The 17,056-nt window shown below is 71.8% G+C and carries 12 protein-coding genes, 5 tRNA genes and 1 riboswitch; of the genes, 6 read left to right on the top strand and 11 right to left on the bottom strand.

Annotation, left to right across the window (positions count from 1 at the left end):
* Window positions 1–18: 18 nt before the first annotated feature.
* The 4 genes from Sri02f_RS31505 to Sri02f_RS31520 all read right to left on the bottom strand — a co-directional run bounded on the left by Sri02f_RS31505 (window position 19) and on the right by Sri02f_RS31520 (window position 3,914).
* Window positions 19–963 (bottom strand): aldo/keto reductase, encoded by a 945-nt coding sequence (locus tag Sri02f_RS31505; protein WP_109004742.1) that lies wholly within the window; start codon window positions 961–963, stop codon window positions 19–21.
* Window positions 964–1,118: 155 nt separating this feature from the next.
* Entirely contained in the window at window positions 1,119–2,141 is a 1,023-nt protein-coding gene (locus tag Sri02f_RS31510; RefSeq protein ID WP_109004743.1) for a M23 family metallopeptidase, read from the bottom strand.
* Window positions 2,142–2,150: 9 nt separating this feature from the next.
* Window positions 2,151–2,317: riboswitch (cyclic di-AMP (ydaO/yuaA leader) on the bottom strand.
* 335 nt (window positions 2,318–2,652) lie between these two features.
* A tRNA-Met gene (locus tag Sri02f_RS31515) sits at window positions 2,653–2,726 on the bottom strand.
* A 60-nt stretch (window positions 2,727–2,786) separates the two neighbouring features.
* Window positions 2,787–3,914: a dihydrofolate reductase family protein gene (locus Sri02f_RS31520; protein WP_109004744.1), complete on the bottom strand. Its 1,128-nt coding sequence runs from the start codon at window positions 3,912–3,914 to the stop codon at window positions 2,787–2,789.
* Between the two features lie 69 nt (window positions 3,915–3,983).
* On the opposite strand from Sri02f_RS31520, the gene Sri02f_RS31525 reads away from it, so the two are divergent.
* Window positions 3,984–4,568: a MarR family winged helix-turn-helix transcriptional regulator gene (locus Sri02f_RS31525; protein WP_109004745.1), complete on the top strand. Its 585-nt coding sequence runs from the start codon at window positions 3,984–3,986 to the stop codon at window positions 4,566–4,568.
* Window positions 4,569–4,721: 153 nt separating this feature from the next.
* Complete coding sequence (locus Sri02f_RS31530; RefSeq protein WP_109004746.1) at window positions 4,722–5,363, top strand: GTP cyclohydrolase II; 642 nt, start codon at window positions 4,722–4,724, stop codon at window positions 5,361–5,363.
* A 117-nt stretch (window positions 5,364–5,480) separates the two neighbouring features.
* Here the strand turns inward: Sri02f_RS31530 and Sri02f_RS31535 are convergent, their stop codons facing one another.
* The 7 genes from Sri02f_RS31535 to Sri02f_RS31565 form a co-directional block, all read right to left on the bottom strand.
* Window positions 5,481–5,930 carry an HIT family protein gene (locus Sri02f_RS31535; protein WP_109004747.1) on the bottom strand — a complete coding sequence of 150 codons (450 nt, stop codon included), beginning with the start codon at window positions 5,928–5,930 and terminating at the stop codon, window positions 5,481–5,483.
* 138 nt (window positions 5,931–6,068) lie between these two features.
* Window positions 6,069–6,141, bottom strand: a tRNA-Lys gene (locus tag Sri02f_RS31540).
* Between the two features lie 110 nt (window positions 6,142–6,251).
* The gene (locus tag Sri02f_RS31545) at window positions 6,252–7,805 is read right to left on the bottom strand and encodes an amino acid permease (RefSeq protein WP_109004748.1); all 1,554 of its coding nucleotides are present in this window, start codon (window positions 7,803–7,805) and stop codon (window positions 6,252–6,254) included.
* Window positions 7,806–7,853: 48 nt separating this feature from the next.
* Window positions 7,854–10,943: an FG-GAP-like repeat-containing protein gene (locus tag Sri02f_RS31550; protein ID WP_109004749.1), complete on the bottom strand. Its 3,090-nt coding sequence runs from the start codon at window positions 10,941–10,943 to the stop codon at window positions 7,854–7,856.
* 233 nt (window positions 10,944–11,176) lie between these two features.
* A complete protein-coding gene (locus tag Sri02f_RS31555; RefSeq protein WP_109004750.1) occupies window positions 11,177–13,519 on the bottom strand; it encodes a DEAD/DEAH box helicase in 2,343 nt (780 codons plus the stop codon).
* A gap of 264 nt (window positions 13,520–13,783) precedes the next feature.
* Entirely contained in the window at window positions 13,784–14,326 is a 543-nt protein-coding gene (locus Sri02f_RS31560) for a hypothetical protein (protein WP_109004751.1), read from the bottom strand.
* Between the two features lie 97 nt (window positions 14,327–14,423).
* Window positions 14,424–14,774, bottom strand: coding sequence for a metallopeptidase family protein (locus Sri02f_RS31565; protein ID WP_109004752.1), 351 nt, complete (start codon window positions 14,772–14,774; stop codon window positions 14,424–14,426).
* Between the two features lie 85 nt (window positions 14,775–14,859).
* Here Sri02f_RS31565 and Sri02f_RS31570 point away from each other — a divergent pair, with 85 nt between their 5' ends.
* The 4 genes from Sri02f_RS31570 (at window position 14,860) to Sri02f_RS31585 (ending at window position 16,880) form a co-directional block, all read left to right on the top strand.
* Window positions 14,860–16,518, top strand: a complete 1,659-nt coding sequence (locus Sri02f_RS31570) for a metallophosphoesterase family protein (RefSeq protein WP_109004753.1) — start codon at window positions 14,860–14,862, stop codon at window positions 16,516–16,518.
* 80 nt (window positions 16,519–16,598) lie between these two features.
* Window positions 16,599–16,671: transfer RNA gene (locus Sri02f_RS31575), tRNA-Glu, on the top strand.
* A gap of 37 nt (window positions 16,672–16,708) precedes the next feature.
* Window positions 16,709–16,783 (top strand) — tRNA-Asp (locus Sri02f_RS31580).
* Window positions 16,784–16,806: 23 nt separating this feature from the next.
* Window positions 16,807–16,880, top strand: a tRNA-Phe gene (locus Sri02f_RS31585).
* Window positions 16,881–17,056 lie beyond the last annotated feature (176 nt).

Consider the following 17,056-nt stretch of genomic DNA (forward strand, 5'->3'; position numbering starts at 1 on the left):
GCCGGGTGACCCCTCGGGTCAGGCCGAAGCCCGGGTCAGGGCGGCGATCTCGGTGCTCGTCAGTTCCAGGTCCGCCAGGGCCAGCAGCGCGGGCAGCTGCTCCGGCGTCCGGGCGGAGGCGATCGGTGCGGCCACCGTCGGCTGCGCGGCGAGCCAGGCCAGGGCGACCGTGGCGACCTGCGTGTCGTGGGCCCGAGCGATCTCGTCCAGGGCGGTGAGGACCCGGCGGCCGCGCTCCGTGTCGAGGTGCTTGGCCGCGCCGGCGGAACGGGCGCTCTCCACCGTCGTACCGGGCCGGTACTTGCCGGTGAGGAAGCCGGAGGCCAGCGAGAAGTACGGGACGGCGGCGAGACCGAAGCGGGCGGCGACGTCCTGCAGGCCGCCCTCGTAGGTGTCGCGCGAGACCAGGTTGTAGTGCGGCTGGAGGGCGACGTACCTGGCCAGGCCCTCGCGGTCGGAGAACTCCAGGGACTCCTGGAGGCGTTCGGGAGAGATGTTGGAGGCGGCGATGTGCCGCACCTTGCCCGCCCTCACCAGCTCGTCGAGCGCGCCGACGATCTCCTCGACAGGCACCTCGGTCTTGTCGAAGTGCGTGTAGTAGAGGTCGATGCGGTCGGTGTCCAGGCGGCGGAGCGAGGCGTCCGCGGCGGCCTTGATGTTGTCGGCGGACAGGCCCGGGAACTCGGGGTGCTGGCTCACCTTGGTGGCGATCACGACGTCGTCGCGGTTGCCGCGGGCCTTCAGCCACCTGCCGAGGACGGTCTCGGACTCACCGCCCGAGTTGCCGTCGGCCCAGGCCGAATAGGAGTCGGCGGTGTCGACGAAGTTGCCGCCCGCGGCCGCGTAGGCGTCGAGCACGGCGAAGGAGGCCGCCTCGTCCGCGGTCCAGCCGAAGACGTTGCCGCCGAGGGCGAGGGGGAAGACCTCGAGGCCGGAGGAGCCGAGTGCGCGAAGAACAGTCATGGTTCAACTCAACGGTCACGGGTGGCACGCCCATTCCACGCGGCCCGCGAAGAACGTGTGAACGGGGCGTGGTGCACCCCGCCCGTCGGGGTCTTCCCGAGGACGTGTTCCGGGACGTCCCCGAGGGGGCGTTCTCCGGGACGTCCCCGGGCGTCTCAGGGGTTGAGGCCCTTGCTGCGCAGCCAGGCCGCCGGGTCGATGCCGGTGGGGTTGCCGTCCGGGTGCACCTCCAGGTGGAGGTGCGCGCCGGTCACGTTCCCGGTCGCGCCCACGCGGCCGATCACCTCGCCGGTGGCGACCTTCTGGCCGACGCTGACGTTGATCGACGACTGGTGGCAGAACCACAGCTCGGTGCCGTCGTCCAGCGTGAGGATGGTGCGGTAGCCGTAGGAACCGGCCCAGCCCGCCTCGGTGACGGTGCCGCTGTGGACGGCCTTGATGAGAGTGCCGGTGGGCGCTGCGAAGTCGAGACCGGTGTGGTAGCCGGAGGACCAGAGCGAGCCGGCCTGACCGAAGGTCGAGGTGATGGTGTACGAGGAGGTCGGCAGCGTGAACTGCTTGGCCAGTTCGGCCAGGCGCGCGGCCTCGGCCTTCGCGGCGGCTTCGTCGGCGGCCTTCTTCTTGGCGGCGGCGGCCTTGGCCTGCGCTTCCTTCTCGGCCTTGGCGACGGCGTCGGCCTCGGCCTTCTTCGCGGCGGCCGCGGCCTTGACCTGGTACTGGGTCTGCTGCGACTCGACCTGCGCCATGATCCGGCTGCGCAGGGCCTCGCCCGCGTCGGCGGCGCTGTCGTCGGTGTCGACGGCCGCCTCGGACCCGAAGTCGGCCAGGGCGGACGCGGCCTCCGGGGCGGGGGCGTCGTCGGAGATGAGCGAGCCCACGTTCGGCAGGTCGGGGATCGAGATGGAGACCGGGGCCTTGCCGGTGTTGGCGCTGGCCATCCCGCCCGCGCTGACTGCGGCTATGACGCCGACGCCGAGGACGGTGGAGCTGCGGGCGAACCCGCCGCCGCGCTGCTTGGCGACCCGGTGCTTGCCCCGGACCGGGCGGACGGACTCCGCGGTGGGGTTCCATTCCTCCCAGGGGCCCTCGTCGGTGCGGTAGTCGCCGTAGCCGAAGATCTCGGTGGACCGCTGGGTCGGCGCGTACGGGGCCTCGGGGGCAGGCGGGTTGGACGCCACGCGGGCGCACTCCTTTCCTTCCGTCGCCTACCGGGTTAGCTGACGGGTTCGGAGCGGGAAGGTCTCCTACGCGCGTATACCGGCCGTGGACTCTACGAGTTCACGGCGGCTTCCGCGTGATTCACCCCAAGGTGGTGGTTCCCCGGTTCCCTTGCGGGATTCGGCGCGTGCGCACGGAGCCGGCTCTGTTGCCGGCTGGGACGGCCGCGCTGCGTTATCGAACGTTAATAGACCCAGGGGTAGGTTTCCAAGCTGTTCTGCTTGATCAATAACATTTCCGACCTGGACTTTCAGGCCACCAGCGGTCGAAAACGGGCGAGTTGACCTCGGCCACGCACACCCCGGCAGCCACAGGGGTTCTGACGACGGCTCAGTTGCTCTGCGCAGGGCGGTCGTGCGGTCACAGAACGTGAGAGTCCGTCTCCGGCGAAGCCTCGGGGGAGACCTCGGAGGCTCGGGGGGAAAACACCGAGGGCCGGAACCCTTTCGGATTCCGGCCCTCGGCCTTCAGTAGCGGGGACAGGATTTGAACCTGCGACCTCTGGGTTATGAGCCCAGCGAGCTACCGAGCTGCTCCACCCCGCGTCGTTGTGACTCCAGTCTACGCTACTTCCGGGGCGTGAATGACCACGGTCCTCCGCAGCCTCACGTCAGGTGCCGGTTGGGGGCCTTAGCCCGCTCCTCGTACTCCGCCAGGACGAGGACGTCGACGCCCGCCGCCGTCAGCAGACCGGTGCCGTCCGCCTCCGTCACGAAGGTGTCCGGCTCGCGCCAGGCCGTGACCACCCGGCGCACGCCCGCGTCGAGGATGAGCCGGGCGCAGGGAGCGGGGCGGGAGGAGCGGCGGGCGCAGGGTTCGAGGCTGCTGTAGACGGTGGCCGTGCGCAGTCGGGGGTCGGCGGGGTCGAGCTTGGCGAGGGCCGCCTCCTCGGCGTGCACGACCTGATCGCCGGCCTCACGGGAGTGACCGCGCGCCAGCTCCGTTCCGTCGGCGGCCACGATCACCGCGCCGACGCTGAACGCGGTCGCCGAGGGCGGGCAGCGTTCGGCGAGCTCGCAGGCGAGGGCCAGCCAGTGCCGGTCGGCCGCGACGGTCAGCGGTCCGGCGCCGGGGGCGGTGGGCTGATAGCGGTGCAGGACGACGTCCTCGATGCGCCGTGTCTCCATCAGGCGCAGGCGTCCGCCCTGGTACCCGCCGGGCCCGAAGAGGCGGGGCGCGTCGGGGTCGCCCACGAAGAGCGGGGCGAGGACGAGCTGGAGTTCGTCGGCGAGGCCCTGCTGGAGCAGCTGGGTGTGGACGGTTCCGCCGCCCTCGACCATGAGGCGTCGCACGCCGAGCTCGTCGTGGAGGTGTTCCAGGAGGCGGCGCCAGCCGAGTTCGGGGCCGAGCGGGACGACGTCCGCGGCGATGCCGAGCGCGCGGGCCCGTTCGGCGCCCTTGTCCGTCGTGTACAGGGCCTTCGCGCCGCCCGTGTGCCAGAAGTTCGCCCGGGCGTCCAGTTCGCCGGAGCCGCTGACGGTGACCTTGAGGGGGTACGGGGGCAGCCCGGCGGCGACGCGGGCGGCGCGGCGCTCCGGGGAGTTCACGAGGAGCCGCGGGTTGTCCGCGCGGATCGTGCCGGCGCCGATGAGGATGGCGTCCACGGAGGCCCGCACCTCGTCGACGCGGTCGAAGTCGGCGGGGCTGGAGAGCAGCAGGCGCTCGGGGGTGGTGTCGTCCAGAAAACCGTCGAGGGAGACGGCGGCGGACAGCAGGACGTACGGGTACGGCATCGGCATGCTCCCCGGGCTCGGTCCGACGGCGATCTTGGTTCAAGTTTGAAACAAACCTACACTGGGTGCATGACGACCCGCTGGCTCACCCCCGAGGAGCAGCGCGCCTGGCGCGCCTACGTTGCCGGCTACCTCCTGCTGGAGGACGCGATCGACCGGCAGCTCCAGCAGGAGGCCGGCATGCCCCACCTGTACTACTCCATCCTCGCCAACCTCTCCGAGACCCCGGAGCGGCGGCTGCGGATGACCGACCTCGCCGAGCAGCTGAAGATCACTCGCAGCCGGCTGACCTACGCGGTGGCCCGGCTGGAGAAGGACGGCCTGGTGCGGCGCGAGGAGTGCCGGTGGGACAAGCGCGGGACCGTCGCGGTTCTGACGGACGAGGGTCACGCGATCCTGGAGAACATCGCGCCCGGTCATGTCGAGACGGTACGGGCCGGCCTGTTCGACCGGCTCACCCCGGAGCAGGTGGGGCAGCTGGAACAGATCTTCACGCAGGTCGTCCAGGGCTTCCAGGGCGACGGCGACGGTGAGGCCGGCCCCGAGGAGCTCCCCTGGCGGCGGCGCTCGTCACCCTGTTCCGGGACCTCGGGGACCTCCGGGGCCCCCGAGACCACCGGGACCACCGGGACCTCCGGGGCCTCCGGGGCCTAGGGGGCCTCCGAGACGGCGTGAGCCGCGCCACAATCCAGTTGCTTCAAATTTAAAGCATGGGGTAGGGTCTCGTTTCGCCGGACTTGCTTCAAATCTGAAGCATCGGTCGGCCCGCACCGCCCTGTCACCGCCCTCCGGACCCGGGAGCCCCGCATGCCCGACACCCCCGCCGCCACCCAGCGCGCCCGCGTCCGGGTTCCGCTGCGCTTCCCCGACGGCTACTCGGTGGACGCCGAACTGGTCACCTTCCACGGCCTCACCGACGGCCAGGAGCACGTCGCCGTCGTCCTCGGCGAGCCCGCGCCCGGCGCCACCCCGCTGGTGCGGCTGCACTCCGAGTGCCTCACCGGCGACGTCTTCGGCTCCGCCCGCTGCGACTGCGGGCCGCAGCTGCGCGAGGCGGTCGAACGCATAGCCGTGACGGGCGGGGTACTGCTCTACCTCCGCCAGGAGGGCCGCGGCATCGGCCTCTACAACAAGCTCGACGCGTACGCCCTCCAGGACCAGGGCCTGGACACCTACGCGGCGAACGCCGCCCTCGGCCTGCCCGAGGACGACCGGGACTACACGGCCGCCGCCCAGATGCTGCGCGCCCTGGGCATCACGAGCCTGGACCTGCTGTCCAACAACCCCGACAAGGCCGACCAGCTGCGCGGGCTCGGCATCGACGTCCACGACCGCGTCCCCACCGGCGTGTTCACCACCCCGCACAACGTCCTCTATCTGCGCGCGAAGGTCCTGCAGACCCAGCACACCCTGCCACTGGCCGACCTGACCGGGATCGGCGTGGGCTGATGCCTTCGGCGTCCGGTACTGGCGGGCGCATGCCCCGGGACTCCGCGAAGAGGACCAACCGGACGCCTGACGAAAGGAAACGGTGGCCGGGTTCGCCTCAGCGCATACCGTTGACCTTCACCGGAGTTGGGCTCGGAGAAGGCGCGCCGTCCGGTCTGCCTGGTCGGCCGTCACCCACTCCGACTCGGGCCGCCGAAGCAACTCGAAGACGCCCGGCCCACGATGTTCCGGCGGCAGATCCGCCATGCGCGGAACGATGTGGAAGTGCACGTGGGCGAAGCCTTGGGCTTCGGCGAACTGGACGACGTAGGTCTTGGCGCAACCCGTCAGGCTGCGGAGCGCCCGGGAGAGCCTGACCTGCCACGTCCCCAGGGCGGACGCCTCAGCGTCGGTGAGGTCGTGGACTGCGGCAACGTGGCGCCGAGGCAGCAGCACCAGCCACCCGGGGACCGCCGCGTTGAAGGCGTGGGCCACCCGCCAATACCGGTCGTGTACGACGCACTCGCGTGGTGGAAGGTCGTCGAACTCTTCTTCCTTGCTGCAGGTGAAGCAGTCGGGAGTCGTCATGAATTGAGATCGTAGAAGCCTCTTCGCACCGGCCGCCGAGTCTGTCGCGCACACAGGGTGCCAACGCCGCAGCGCCCGGCCCGGTCGAAGCCGGGTCGGGCGCTGCAGGGCGGAAGGGGTGTTCCCTCCCCGCACCGGTAGGCCCTGTGGGACTCGAACCCACAACCAATGGATTAAAAGTCCACTGCTCTGCCAATTGAGCTAAGGGCCCAGGCGGTGGTGCGTGATGTTGCCTCCCCGAGCATAGCCGGACGCGGCCGTGTCTCCGATCGGGTATCGGGGACACGGCCGCGTCGAAGGACGGGAAGTGGCCGGGATCGGTCACAGATCGGGCAGTTTCGCGGGCGCGGCGGCCCGTGTCGCCTCTCGGGCGAGGGTCTTCTCGTGCTCGGGGTTGAGGAACCAGTCCCGGGCCGACGCCTGCCACCACACGCCCGCGAAGCCCAGGACGACGAGGACGGCGACCGGGGCGTAGTTGAAGGTTTCCCACGTGACCGGCGAGACCTGCGGCAGCATGAACAGGACGGTGATGACGGCCACCCACGCCACCGACACCACACCGATCGCCCGGGACCAGCGGCCCAGGTGCCAGGGCCCCCGCTCGAACGCCTCGCCCTTGCGCAGGCGCAGCAGCGTCGGGATGACGTAGGCGATGTACAGGCCGATGACGGCGATGGAGGTGACGGCCGCGTACGCGGTCACGTTGATCAGGTACGGCAGCCCCAGCAGCAGCGCGCCGCCGGCCGCCAGCCAGACCGCCGCGACGGGCGTGCGGGTGCGGGGGCTGACCGTGTGCCAGACGTGGGAGAAGGGCAGCGCGCCGTCCCTGGAGAACGCGTAGATCATGCGGCTGTTGGCGGTGACCGACGCCATGCCGCAGAACAGCTGGGCGCCGATCACCACGAGCAGCAGCAGCTTGCCGGCGGTCGCGCCGAGGGCGTCGAGCAGGATCTGTGCGGGCGGCGCGCCGGTCGGGGAGCCGAGCGCGGCGTCGTAGGACTGGATGGCGTACGTGAAGCCGAGCAGCAGGACGAAGCCGGCGATCCACGAGGTCCAGATGGACCGCACGATGCCCTTCGGGCCGGCGGTGGACGCGTCGTGCGTCTCCTCGGTCATGTGGGCGGAGGCGTCGTAGCCGGTGAAGGTGTACTGGGCCATCAGCAGGCCGAGCAGGACGACGTAGAACCCGCTGCCCCAGCCCGTGTTGTTGACGAACTCGCCGAACACGAAGGACGTCGACTGGTGCGTGTCGGGGACGAAGGCCAGCGCCCCCACGATGACGCCCACGCCCAGCACGTGCCACCACACGCTCACGCTGTTGAGGAGCGCGACGATCCGCACCCCGAAGGTGTTCAGCAGGCCGTGCAGCACCAGGATGCCCGCGAAGAGCAGGACCGTGCGGCCCGGCGTCACCTCGAAGTCGAACTGCAGGTTCAGGTACGCGCCGAGGAAGGACGCGGCCCCGAAGTCGATTCCGGCGGTCACCGCGACCTGGCCCAGCACGTTGAACCAGCCCGTGAACCAGGCCCAGGCCGCGGCCGAACGCGGGGGTGCGAGGCGGTGGGCCCAGAAGTACAGGCCGGCCGAGGTCGGGTACGCCGAACAGATCTCGGCCATGGCCAGGCCCACGAAGAGCGTCATCAGACCGACGGCGACCCAGCCCCAGGTGATCACCGCCGGGCCGCCGGTGTTCATCCCGAACAGGTACAGCGTCAGGCAGCCCGACAGGACCGAGATGATCGTGAAGGAGACCGCGTAGTTGGAGAACGCCGACATGCGGCGGGCGAGAACCTGGGTGTAGCCGAGCTGGGCCAGCCGCTCTTCGTCCGAGAGGTTCCCGGGAGAGCCTGCGCCCACTGTGCCGTCATCTGTCATGCCCCCAGCAATTCCCCAGCCGAGGGCGTGACACACGTCACAACTTGGCTAGAAAATGCCCTTGTAGCGCTGCCAGCCGGTGCCGATCTTCACCCGGGCGGTGAAGGAACCCCTGCCGTCGCCGGGAATCCGGTACAGCCCGCCGGCCGTGTCCCGCGCGACCAGGTCCGCCTTCCCGTCCCCGGTGATGTCGCCGACGCCGACGAGCGTGTCGTACGTGGAGCCCCAGCCGGCGAACACCTTCACCGCCGACCCGAAAGTCCCCCTGCCGGTCCCGTAGAACCGGTACAGGTTGTTCGCCCTGTCCTGGGTCAACAGGTCGCCGACGCCGTCCCCGTTCAGGTCACCGGCCGCGACCACCTTCTTGTACGCCTTCCAGTTCGCGTACAGCTTCACGGGACTCGCGAGCCGCCCCGCCGCGGTTCCCGCGTAGAGGTACACCGCGCCGGTCGTGGCGTTGCGCGCGAGCAGGTCGGGGCGGCCGTCGCCGCTCACGTCGCCGGGAGAGGCGAGCACGTCGAACGGCTTCCAGCCGCCGGCGCCGAGCGTGGTGTACGGCGTCGTCGCCTCCGGCGCCGCACCGCAGGCCGGCTTGTACAGGCGCAGGGCCCCGCTGCTCAGCCGCACGACGACGTCGTTGCAGCCGTCGCCGCTGAGGTCGCCGAACGGCACCGGAGTGACGCTCGTCGGCCAGCCGGTGCCGGTGGTCTCCGAGGAGAACGCGCCCGTGCCCGTGCCGTGATGGAACGTCAGCCGGCCGAGGGGGTGGAGGGTGAGCAGGTCGCCGATGCCGTCCGGGTCCACCCAGCCGGTCGGGCGGCCCACGAAGTCGTGGCGCGCGGGGCTGCCGTGCAGGAGCTGCGTCGAGCCCGCGACCCCCAGGGGCGCGCCCACGCCGTCCGCGGGGGCGACCGAGAGCGTCCAGCTGTATCGGCCGTTGGGCAGCAGCCCCCGCCCGGCGGAGACGCCCGTCCAGTTGACGTGGAGTCGGCCGCGCGCGGGACCCCCCTGCCGGGTGTCCACGACCTTGCCGGTCGCGTCGCGTACGGTCAGCAGCCAGCTCCCGGCCGGCTTGGACAGCAGCACCTGGGCGAGGGAGTTCTCCTGACCGCCCACCACCTGGCTCGCGACCTCCACCGGGTCCAGCAGGCGCAGTGCCTGCTGCGGCACACCGGACGGCACGAGGTGCACCCGCTGCTCGTCGTCGACGTAGGCGAAGTCGGGGCCGGAGTCGTCGACCGTCCAGCGCACGCCCCTCTGTGAGGTCCCGGTGTCCGGAAGGTCACCGACGACACGGCCGGCGGGCGTGCCGTTCGCGACCGTGGTGAGGACCAGCTTTCCGGCCCGCTTGTCGTGGGTGACGACATAACCGTCGCCGAGCTCGGCCTCGTCCGCCGGCACGGGCACGGACCTGCCGGCCGTGCGGTCGTAGACACCGGCCCGGCCGTCGCACGCCCAGTAGAGCCAGCGGCCCAGCACCTGCAGCTCGGTGGGGGTGCAACCGGCGTCCGTGGTGACCGCCGTCCCGCTCTTCTGCGTCGTCAGGTTGTAGGGGACCACGGCGCCGGCGGTCGGTGTGACGCTCCACAGGGTGTCGCCGTCGAGGGCCGACACGCCGGGGCCCCGGGTCAGCACCGGGGCCGACGCGTCGCGGAACCGGTGGACGTACTGCCCGTCGGGTGTGGTGTAGAGCAGATAGCGGCTCGAGACGTCGGCGATCCGGCCGCCCTCGGGCACCTTGAAGGCGGCGGAGACGGCCGAACCCTGCGCGGCGACCCTCAACCGGTCGTAGCCCGCCTCCGCGTTGCGGTTCAGCCAGGCGATCTCACCGTCCCCCATGCCGTGGATCGCACCGCACCCGGCGTCGTCGTCCGGGCAGTTATCGATGCTGTTCCGCGTGTCGAGGAAGCGGGAAGAATCGCCGAACGTGGGCGTGCCGGTCGCGGCGACCGTCCGCAGGAGCGTGGTCCGCATGGTGCCGTACTCGTCCTGGGCCACGACGAGCCGTCCCTGGTTCAGCGACAGCCCCTGAATCCGGTTCAGCGGCTTGGGCAGCGCCTTGACCTGGGTCACGACCGGGCTGCCGTCCGGGCCCGGGAGGACGCGCTGGATGCCCCAGTCGTCCTGGGCCGCGGCGGTGCGCCCGATGGCCAGGGCACTGCCGTCGGCCCCGGCGACGACATGCAGGTGCGACGCGGACAGCAGCGTCTTCCTGGGACCGCCCGCGATGGGCTGAGCGACCATCTCGGCGCCGGGCGGCCGCGTCACCAGCCAGTCGCCGACCACGGTGAGGTCCGTCGCGGGGGCGAGGGAGCCGTCGGCGAGGGTGACCTCGGCGGGGGCCGCGGACAGGTCGTGGCGTGCGAAGACCTGGACGACCGGGTCGCCGATGTCGAAGAGGACCACGTGAGCGGCGGTGACCCGGGCGTTCGCATAGGGCTTGGCGCGCGGCGGAGTCGAGCTCAGGACCTCACCCGTTCGCCGGTCGACCATGACCGACAGATACGACCCGCCCGTCGTCCCGGCGCCGAAGAGCAGCCCGTCCGCGTCCCCGCCTGCGGGCTGTCCGAGCACGTACCCCTCGGGCAGGCCGGTCACCGGCACGTCCCGCGTACTGCCGTCTGGCTGCGGCGACAGCAGGTGCATCTCGCGCCCGACCGTCGTGCCGTTCTCGTCCCGCACCGCACGGTAGGCGACGGCCAGGTCGGCGTAGACGGTGAGCAGCGTCATCCCCTCAGGCGTTCGGATCGTCCGCGTGACGTCGTCGGCCGGGCTCCACAGGTCGACCCGGCCATCGGCGAAGCGGTAGGCGAGGACGTCGCCGCCCGTCGTGGACCAACCCGTCAGCCCCGCGGGGAGAACCACCTTGACGGACGTGCCGTCCGCGTAGCGCGTCCAGACCAGCCCGGAGCCCTCGAGGGAGTGGAACACGCCCTGCGCGCCGGCCCCGTCGCGTCCGGCGTACGACGGGCCGCCGTAGAGGGTGGCCGTGACGTTGGTGGAGCGCAACGTCGCCGGCACCACCGTCTCCTGCGGTGTGTCCGCCACCGCCGTCGACGGGAGCAGCGGGGTCAGTCCTGCCGCCAGGACGGCGGAGGCGGCCACGAGACGCAGACGGGCGAAGCCATGACGAGGCAAGAGGGTCCCTCCCCGGGAACGGAGACGGGTGGGACCGGACGTTCTTCGGCGTCCACGGTCCCCGGCCCCCCGGCCTTCGCATCCGTCTCACAAGTCGGCTGATCGTACAGTCATCCGGCGATGCCGGAGAAAGGGGTTTCCGGCCATCGGACGCGCGAAAACGCCGTGGCCCCCACCGGTCGGTCGGTGGGGGCCACGGCGTTCACTCAGGTGAGCCGGCGTCAGCGGGTGCGTCAGCCGTTGCGCTTCCAGCGCGGCTTGTCGTCGCGGCGGCCGGTCGTGCCGGAGCCGGTGCCGCGGTGGTCGTCACGGCGGCCGTACGGGCGCTCGTGGCCGCCGGAACGGAAGCCCGGGCGGTCGTCGCGACGGTCACGGTTGAACGGACGGTCGCTGCCCCGGTGGGTGGACGGACGCTCGTCGCGACGGTCGCGGTTGAAGCCGCCCGACGGACGGTCGTCGCGGCGGAAGCCGCCACCGGAGGGGCGCTCGTCGCGGTTGAACCCGCCCGAGGGGCGGTCGTCGCGGCGGAAGCCGCCGGAGGGGCGCTCGTCACGACGGTCACGGTTGAAGCCGCCCGACGGACGGTCGTCACGACGGAAACCACCACGGTCACCGTCACGGCGGTCGTCGCGGCGGAAGCCGCCGGAGGGACGCTCGTCACGACGCTCGAAGGAGCGGCCGCCACGGTCGTCACGGCCGGCGCCACCGCGGTCGTCACGGCGGTCGCGGTTGAAGCCGCCCGACGGACGGTCGTCACGACGCTCGAACGAACGGCCGCCACGGTCGTCACGACGGTCGTCACGGCGGAACCCGCCGCGGTCGCCGTCACGGCGGTCACGGTTGAAGCCACCGCGGTCGTCGCGGTTGAAGCCGCCACGGTCACCGCGGTTGTCGTCACGACGCTCGAACGAACGGCCGCCACGGTCGTCGCGACGGTCGTCACGGCGCTCGTAGTTGCCCCGCTCGTCCCGGCGCTGACGCGGCTGCTCGTACGCGGGACGCTCGGCGGGCTGCTCGGCGACCACGGCGGCCTGAACCGGCGCCTCCACGACGGCGTCCTGCTCCACGACCGCCTCGACGGCCGCGGCGACAGCCGCCTCCGGGTCCTCGCCGCGCTCACGCGCCACGCGGGCCACCAGACGGTCGGCCTCCTCGCGCAGCTCGGTCGCCCGGCGCTGCGCGCGCTCCAGCTCCTTGGTGAGCTCGGACACCTCACGCTCGGCCTGCTGGGCCGCGTTGCCCGCGGACTCGGCCTGGACCTCCGTCATCGACCGGGCGCCGGTGATCTCGGCGACCTCGGGGTCGAAGGCGTCGCCGCCCTGGATGATGTGCCGTCCGGCGTCGACGCCCGCGTCCTCCATCAGACGGAAGATCTGACGACGCTGGTGCGGAAGCGACAGGGAGACGACCGTGCCGGTGCGGCCGGCACGCGCCGTGCGGCCCGCGCGGTGCAGGTAGTCCTTGTGGTCGCCGGCCGGGTCCACGTTCAGGACCAGGTCGATGCCGTCCACGTGGATGCCGCGGGCGGCGACGTCGGTCGCGACGAGCGCGTTGACGTAACCGTCCTTGAAGTCGGCCAGCGTGCGGGTGCGCGCGCCCTGGGTCATGCCGCCGTGCAGCGCGTCCGCCTTCACGCCGGAGTCGCGCAGCTGCTCGGCGATACGGTCGGCGCCGAGCTGGGTGCGGACGAAGATGATGGTGCGGCCCTTGCGGGAGGCGATCGCGGCGGTGACCGGCGCCTTGTCCTTGGGCTTCACGATCAGGATGTGGTGCGACATGGTCGTGACGTTGCCCTGGGCGCTGTCGACCTCGTGCGTGACCGGGTTGGTCAGGTAGCGCTTGACCAGCGTGGAGATCTCGTTCTCCATCGTGGCGGAGAACAGCATCCGCTGGCCGCCGGCCGGAATCTGGTCGAACAGCTCGGTGACCTCGGGCAGGAAGCCCAGGTCCGACATCTGGTCGGCCTCGTCGAGGACGGCGATCCGCACGTTCTCGAGGGAGCAGGCGCCGCGGTTGATGATGTCGCGCAGCCGGCCCGGGGTGGCGACGAGGACGTCGACGCCGCGCTCCAGGGCGTAGATCTGGTTGCTCATCGACGTACCGCCGCAGACGACCTTCATCTTCAGGCCGAGGACGTCGCCGTAGGGCTGGAGCGCGTCCGCGACCTGCATCGCCAGCTCACGCGTCGGCGTGAGGATGACGGCGCGCGGCTTGCGCTTCTCGGTGTGGCCGCCGGCCAGCGTGGCCAGGGTGGGCAGACCGAAGGAGAGGGTCTTGCCGGAGCCGGTGCGGCCACGGCCGAGGATGTCCTTGCCGGCCAGCGCGTCCGGGATGGTCGCGGCCTGGATCGGGAAGGGGCTGGTCACGCCGTTCTGCGCGAGCTTGCGCACGACGCCCTCGGGCAGCCCGAGGTCGGCGAAGGTGAGTTCGGGGGTCTCGTCGGCGACCTCGACGACCTCGACGACCTCTGCGGCCTCAGCGGTCTCAGCGGTCTCGGTGCCCTCGATCGCCTCGAGGGTGATCGGCTCGTCGTTGTTCTCGGACACGACGGAGTGATCAGTACTGGAAATGGACATGCGAATGCGAAACCTTCCGGAGTCTCCTCGGCACGCGCCCGTCAACTCCGTGTTCGCATTGCATTACGACCGCCTCTATGCGGTCAGCCACGGCAAGGGAGAGTACGCGCCACACGGCGCGCTCTGCGGTGGCGCCGGGCAAATGGGATCAAACGATCTACTACCATACGCACCCTGTCCGGGGAAGGCAAACCGAGCTCATCGTCGCAGCTCAGCAGCCTGGGCGCGGCAGGCTCACCGGCCGCCCCGGCCCCCGGGGCGCCGTCACCCGGCCGGCCACCCCGCCTCCGGCGCCGGCTCCCGTTCCGCCAGCTGCGGCACCGTCCCGCCGCCGTCGTCGTGTGCCGACGCCGACGGCTCGGCGACGGTCGGCTCCGCCGAGGGCGACGGCGGGTCCGGCGACGGCGCGGGCGGCTCGGGGTCCGGCGAACGCGTGGGCGCCGTGGGCTGCGCCCCGGTCGGCGCCGGCGCCCCCGGCCCGTCGGTCCTGCCCGGCTTCACCGGGCCCTTCGGGGCCGGCGCGCTCCCGCCCGCCGACGGCGACGCGGAGGCGGCCGCCGAGGCGCTCGCCCCGCCCCCGGAGCCCTTTCCGCGCCCGTGCCTGCCGTCCCCGCCCGCCGGGCCCATCCCGAAGCCCCCGCCGGCGCCCGCCGAGCCCCCCTCCGGCGCCTCACCGGCCCGTTGCCCGGCCGAGTGCGAGGGCCGGGCCCGGCCACCGTCCTCGTCCCCGACGCTCATACAACCGGAGGCCGCGGCGACGGCCATGACCGTCGCGACCAGACGAACAGGTACGTACAAGGGGCGCACGGGGCCACCTCCGGAGCAGACGCAAGAGTCGACGTGTCCAACTCCCGCCGCCCGCAAGAGGACACGCGCGGCTCACGCGCCCCCTCCGCCGGACGGCTCAGCCGTAGCCGAGGGCGTGCAGCCGCGCGTCGTCGATGCCGAAGTGGTGGGCGATCTCGTGCACCACCGTGACCTCGGTCTCCGCGACGACCTCCTCGCGCGAGGCGCACATCCGCAGCGTCGGCCCCCGGTAGATCGTGATCCGGTCGGGCAGCACCCCGGCGTACCACTCCCCGCGGTCGGTCAGCGGAGTCCCCTCGTACAGCCCGAGCAGCTCGGGATCGTCCGCCGGGGGCTCGTCCTCGACGAACACCGCGACGTTGTCCATCAGCCGCGTCAACTCCGGCGGAATCCGGTCCAGCGCCTCGGCCACCAGTTCTTCGAACTCCTCGCGCGTCATCTCCAGCACAGGCCCCATTGTCCGGCAAGAAGCCGCCGGGCGGAGGGCGTGAACGGTCCGCATACCAGCGCCGGGACCGGGGCATAGGGCACCAATGGCCCGCGCCCGTGTCCCCGCCGCAGCCCTGAACCGCCTCAAGCCCGCCCGCCGCAAGCCCGCCCCGCGCAGAGAGCGCACCCGTCACGTCCCCGAACTCGACGCCCGCCCCAACCCCTGGATCCGCGCCCTCGGCCTGACCGCCGTCGTCCTCCTCGGGGCCTGGCTCGGCCTGCTCGTCGTCGGCGACGTCCGCGTCCCCGTCGGCCCCATGGACACGACGATGACCCTGCGGCCGTCCGTCACCGGCGGCACGAAGATCAACGTCTCTCCGCTCGGCGCGCTCACCCTGGACAGCCACACCGCGCCGGTCCGCCTGGACGTGAACGTCGACCAGCTCGACCCCGTCCGCTCCCAGGCCCTCGTGGACCACCCCGAACGCCTCTCCGGCCTCCAGGACGAGGTCGCCCGCGACGTCGAGCACGGCACCCTCGACCTCGCGCTGCGCTCCTGCGTCGCCGTCGTCACCGGGGCCACCGCCCTCGGGCTCGCCGTCTACCGCCGTCCGCGCCGGGCCCTCGCCGCCGGCGGGCTGGCCCTCGCCCTGCTGGCCGCCTCGGGCGCGAGCGCGTTCGCCACCTGGAACCCCAACTCGGTGCTGGAGCCCCGGTTCTCGGGCCTGCTGTCCTCGGCGCCCTCGCTCGTCGGCAACGCCCGCAGCATCGTCACCGAGTTCGACGTCTACCAGCAGGAACTCGCCCGCCTGGTCACCAACGTGACCAAGCTCTACGACGTCACCTCCACGCTCCCCGCCTACCAGCCGGACCCGACGACCGTCCGCGTCCTGCACGTGTCCGACATCCATCTCAACCCCGCGAGCTGGAAGATCATCGCCTCGCTGGTGGGGCAGTACAAGGTCGACGTGATCGTGGACTCCGGCGACACCATGGACCACGGCACGGCCGCCGAGAACGGCTTCCTGGACCCCATCGCCACCCTGGGCGCGCCGTACGTGTGGGTCAGGGGCAACCACGACTCCCGCGTCACCCAGCGCTATCTGGAGGGCATGAAGAACGTGCACGTCCTCGACGACGGGCGCGCGGTCACCGTCGCCGGGGTGCGCTTCGCCGGCATCGGCGACCCCCAGTTCACCCCCGACCGCTCCGGCGTGCCGGGCGCGGAGCAGAGCGAGGAGGCGGCCGGCGCCCGTCTGGCGGAGGCCCTGCGCGGGCAGAAGGCCCAGGGCGCCCCTGTCGACGTGGCCATCGCCCACGAACCCTCCGCCGCCCGCGGCACGGACGGCGAGGTGCCTCTCGTCCTGGCCGGTCATCTCCACCACGAGGGGATGGAGGTCATGAAGCAGGGCACCCGGCTGCGGATCGAGGGCTCCACGGGCGGCAGCGGCCTGCGCGCCGTCGAGGGCAAGTACCCCGACCCCATCGAGGCGTCGATCCTCTACCTCGACCGCGACACCCGCCGGCTGCAGGCCTGGGACGAGATCAAGCTCGGCGGGCTGGGGCTGACCACGGCCGAGGTCAGCCGCCACCTCCCCAAGGAGAACCAGCCGGGAGCCGCCCCGTCGCCGAGCCCCTCCCCCGACCCGACGGGCAGCCCGACCGCAGGATCCCCCACCGGATCCCCCACGGGTGCGCCCGCCGGGCCGTCCGCGAGTCCGTCCGTCGGCCCCTCGGGGACCGGCTCCAGGAGGGCCCCGTAAACCGTTTTGGCGATACCCCCCGCCATCCCATATGCTCATGACGTCCCCGACGCGCTGCGAAGCGCCCAGGCGGGCCGATAGCCCTCATCGTCTAGCGGCCTAGGACGCCGCCCTTTCAAGGCGGTAGCACGGGTTCGAATCCCGTTGGGGGCACGCAACACCGTGTGCGACACTGTCGTACACACAGCTTGGTCCTGTGGAGCAGTTTGGAGTGCTCGCCACCCTGTCAAGGTGGAGGCCGCGGGTTCAAATCCCGTCAGGACCGCTGGAGTTCCTCGAGGACTCCTCGGCTGGGTAGCTCAGTTGGTACGAGCGACCGCCTGAAAAGCGGTAGGTCGCCGGTTCGACCCCGGCCCCAGCCACAACAAAGGCCCCGATCCTCGGATCGGGGCCTTGTTGTATGTCCGGAGTTGCATGCCCGCAGTTGCATGCCCGGAGTCGTATGCCCGGAGTCGTATGCCCGACGTCGTGTGCCCGGCGCTCTCCGCCCCGGCGCAAAAGGGTTCGCCACGTATTTCGCCGAGGTGCGATCCTGGTT

Origin of the sequence: Streptomyces rishiriensis, assembly GCF_003112535.1 — a bacterium.
Classification (GTDB): domain Bacteria; phylum Actinomycetota; class Actinomycetes; order Streptomycetales; family Streptomycetaceae; genus Streptomyces; species Streptomyces rishiriensis.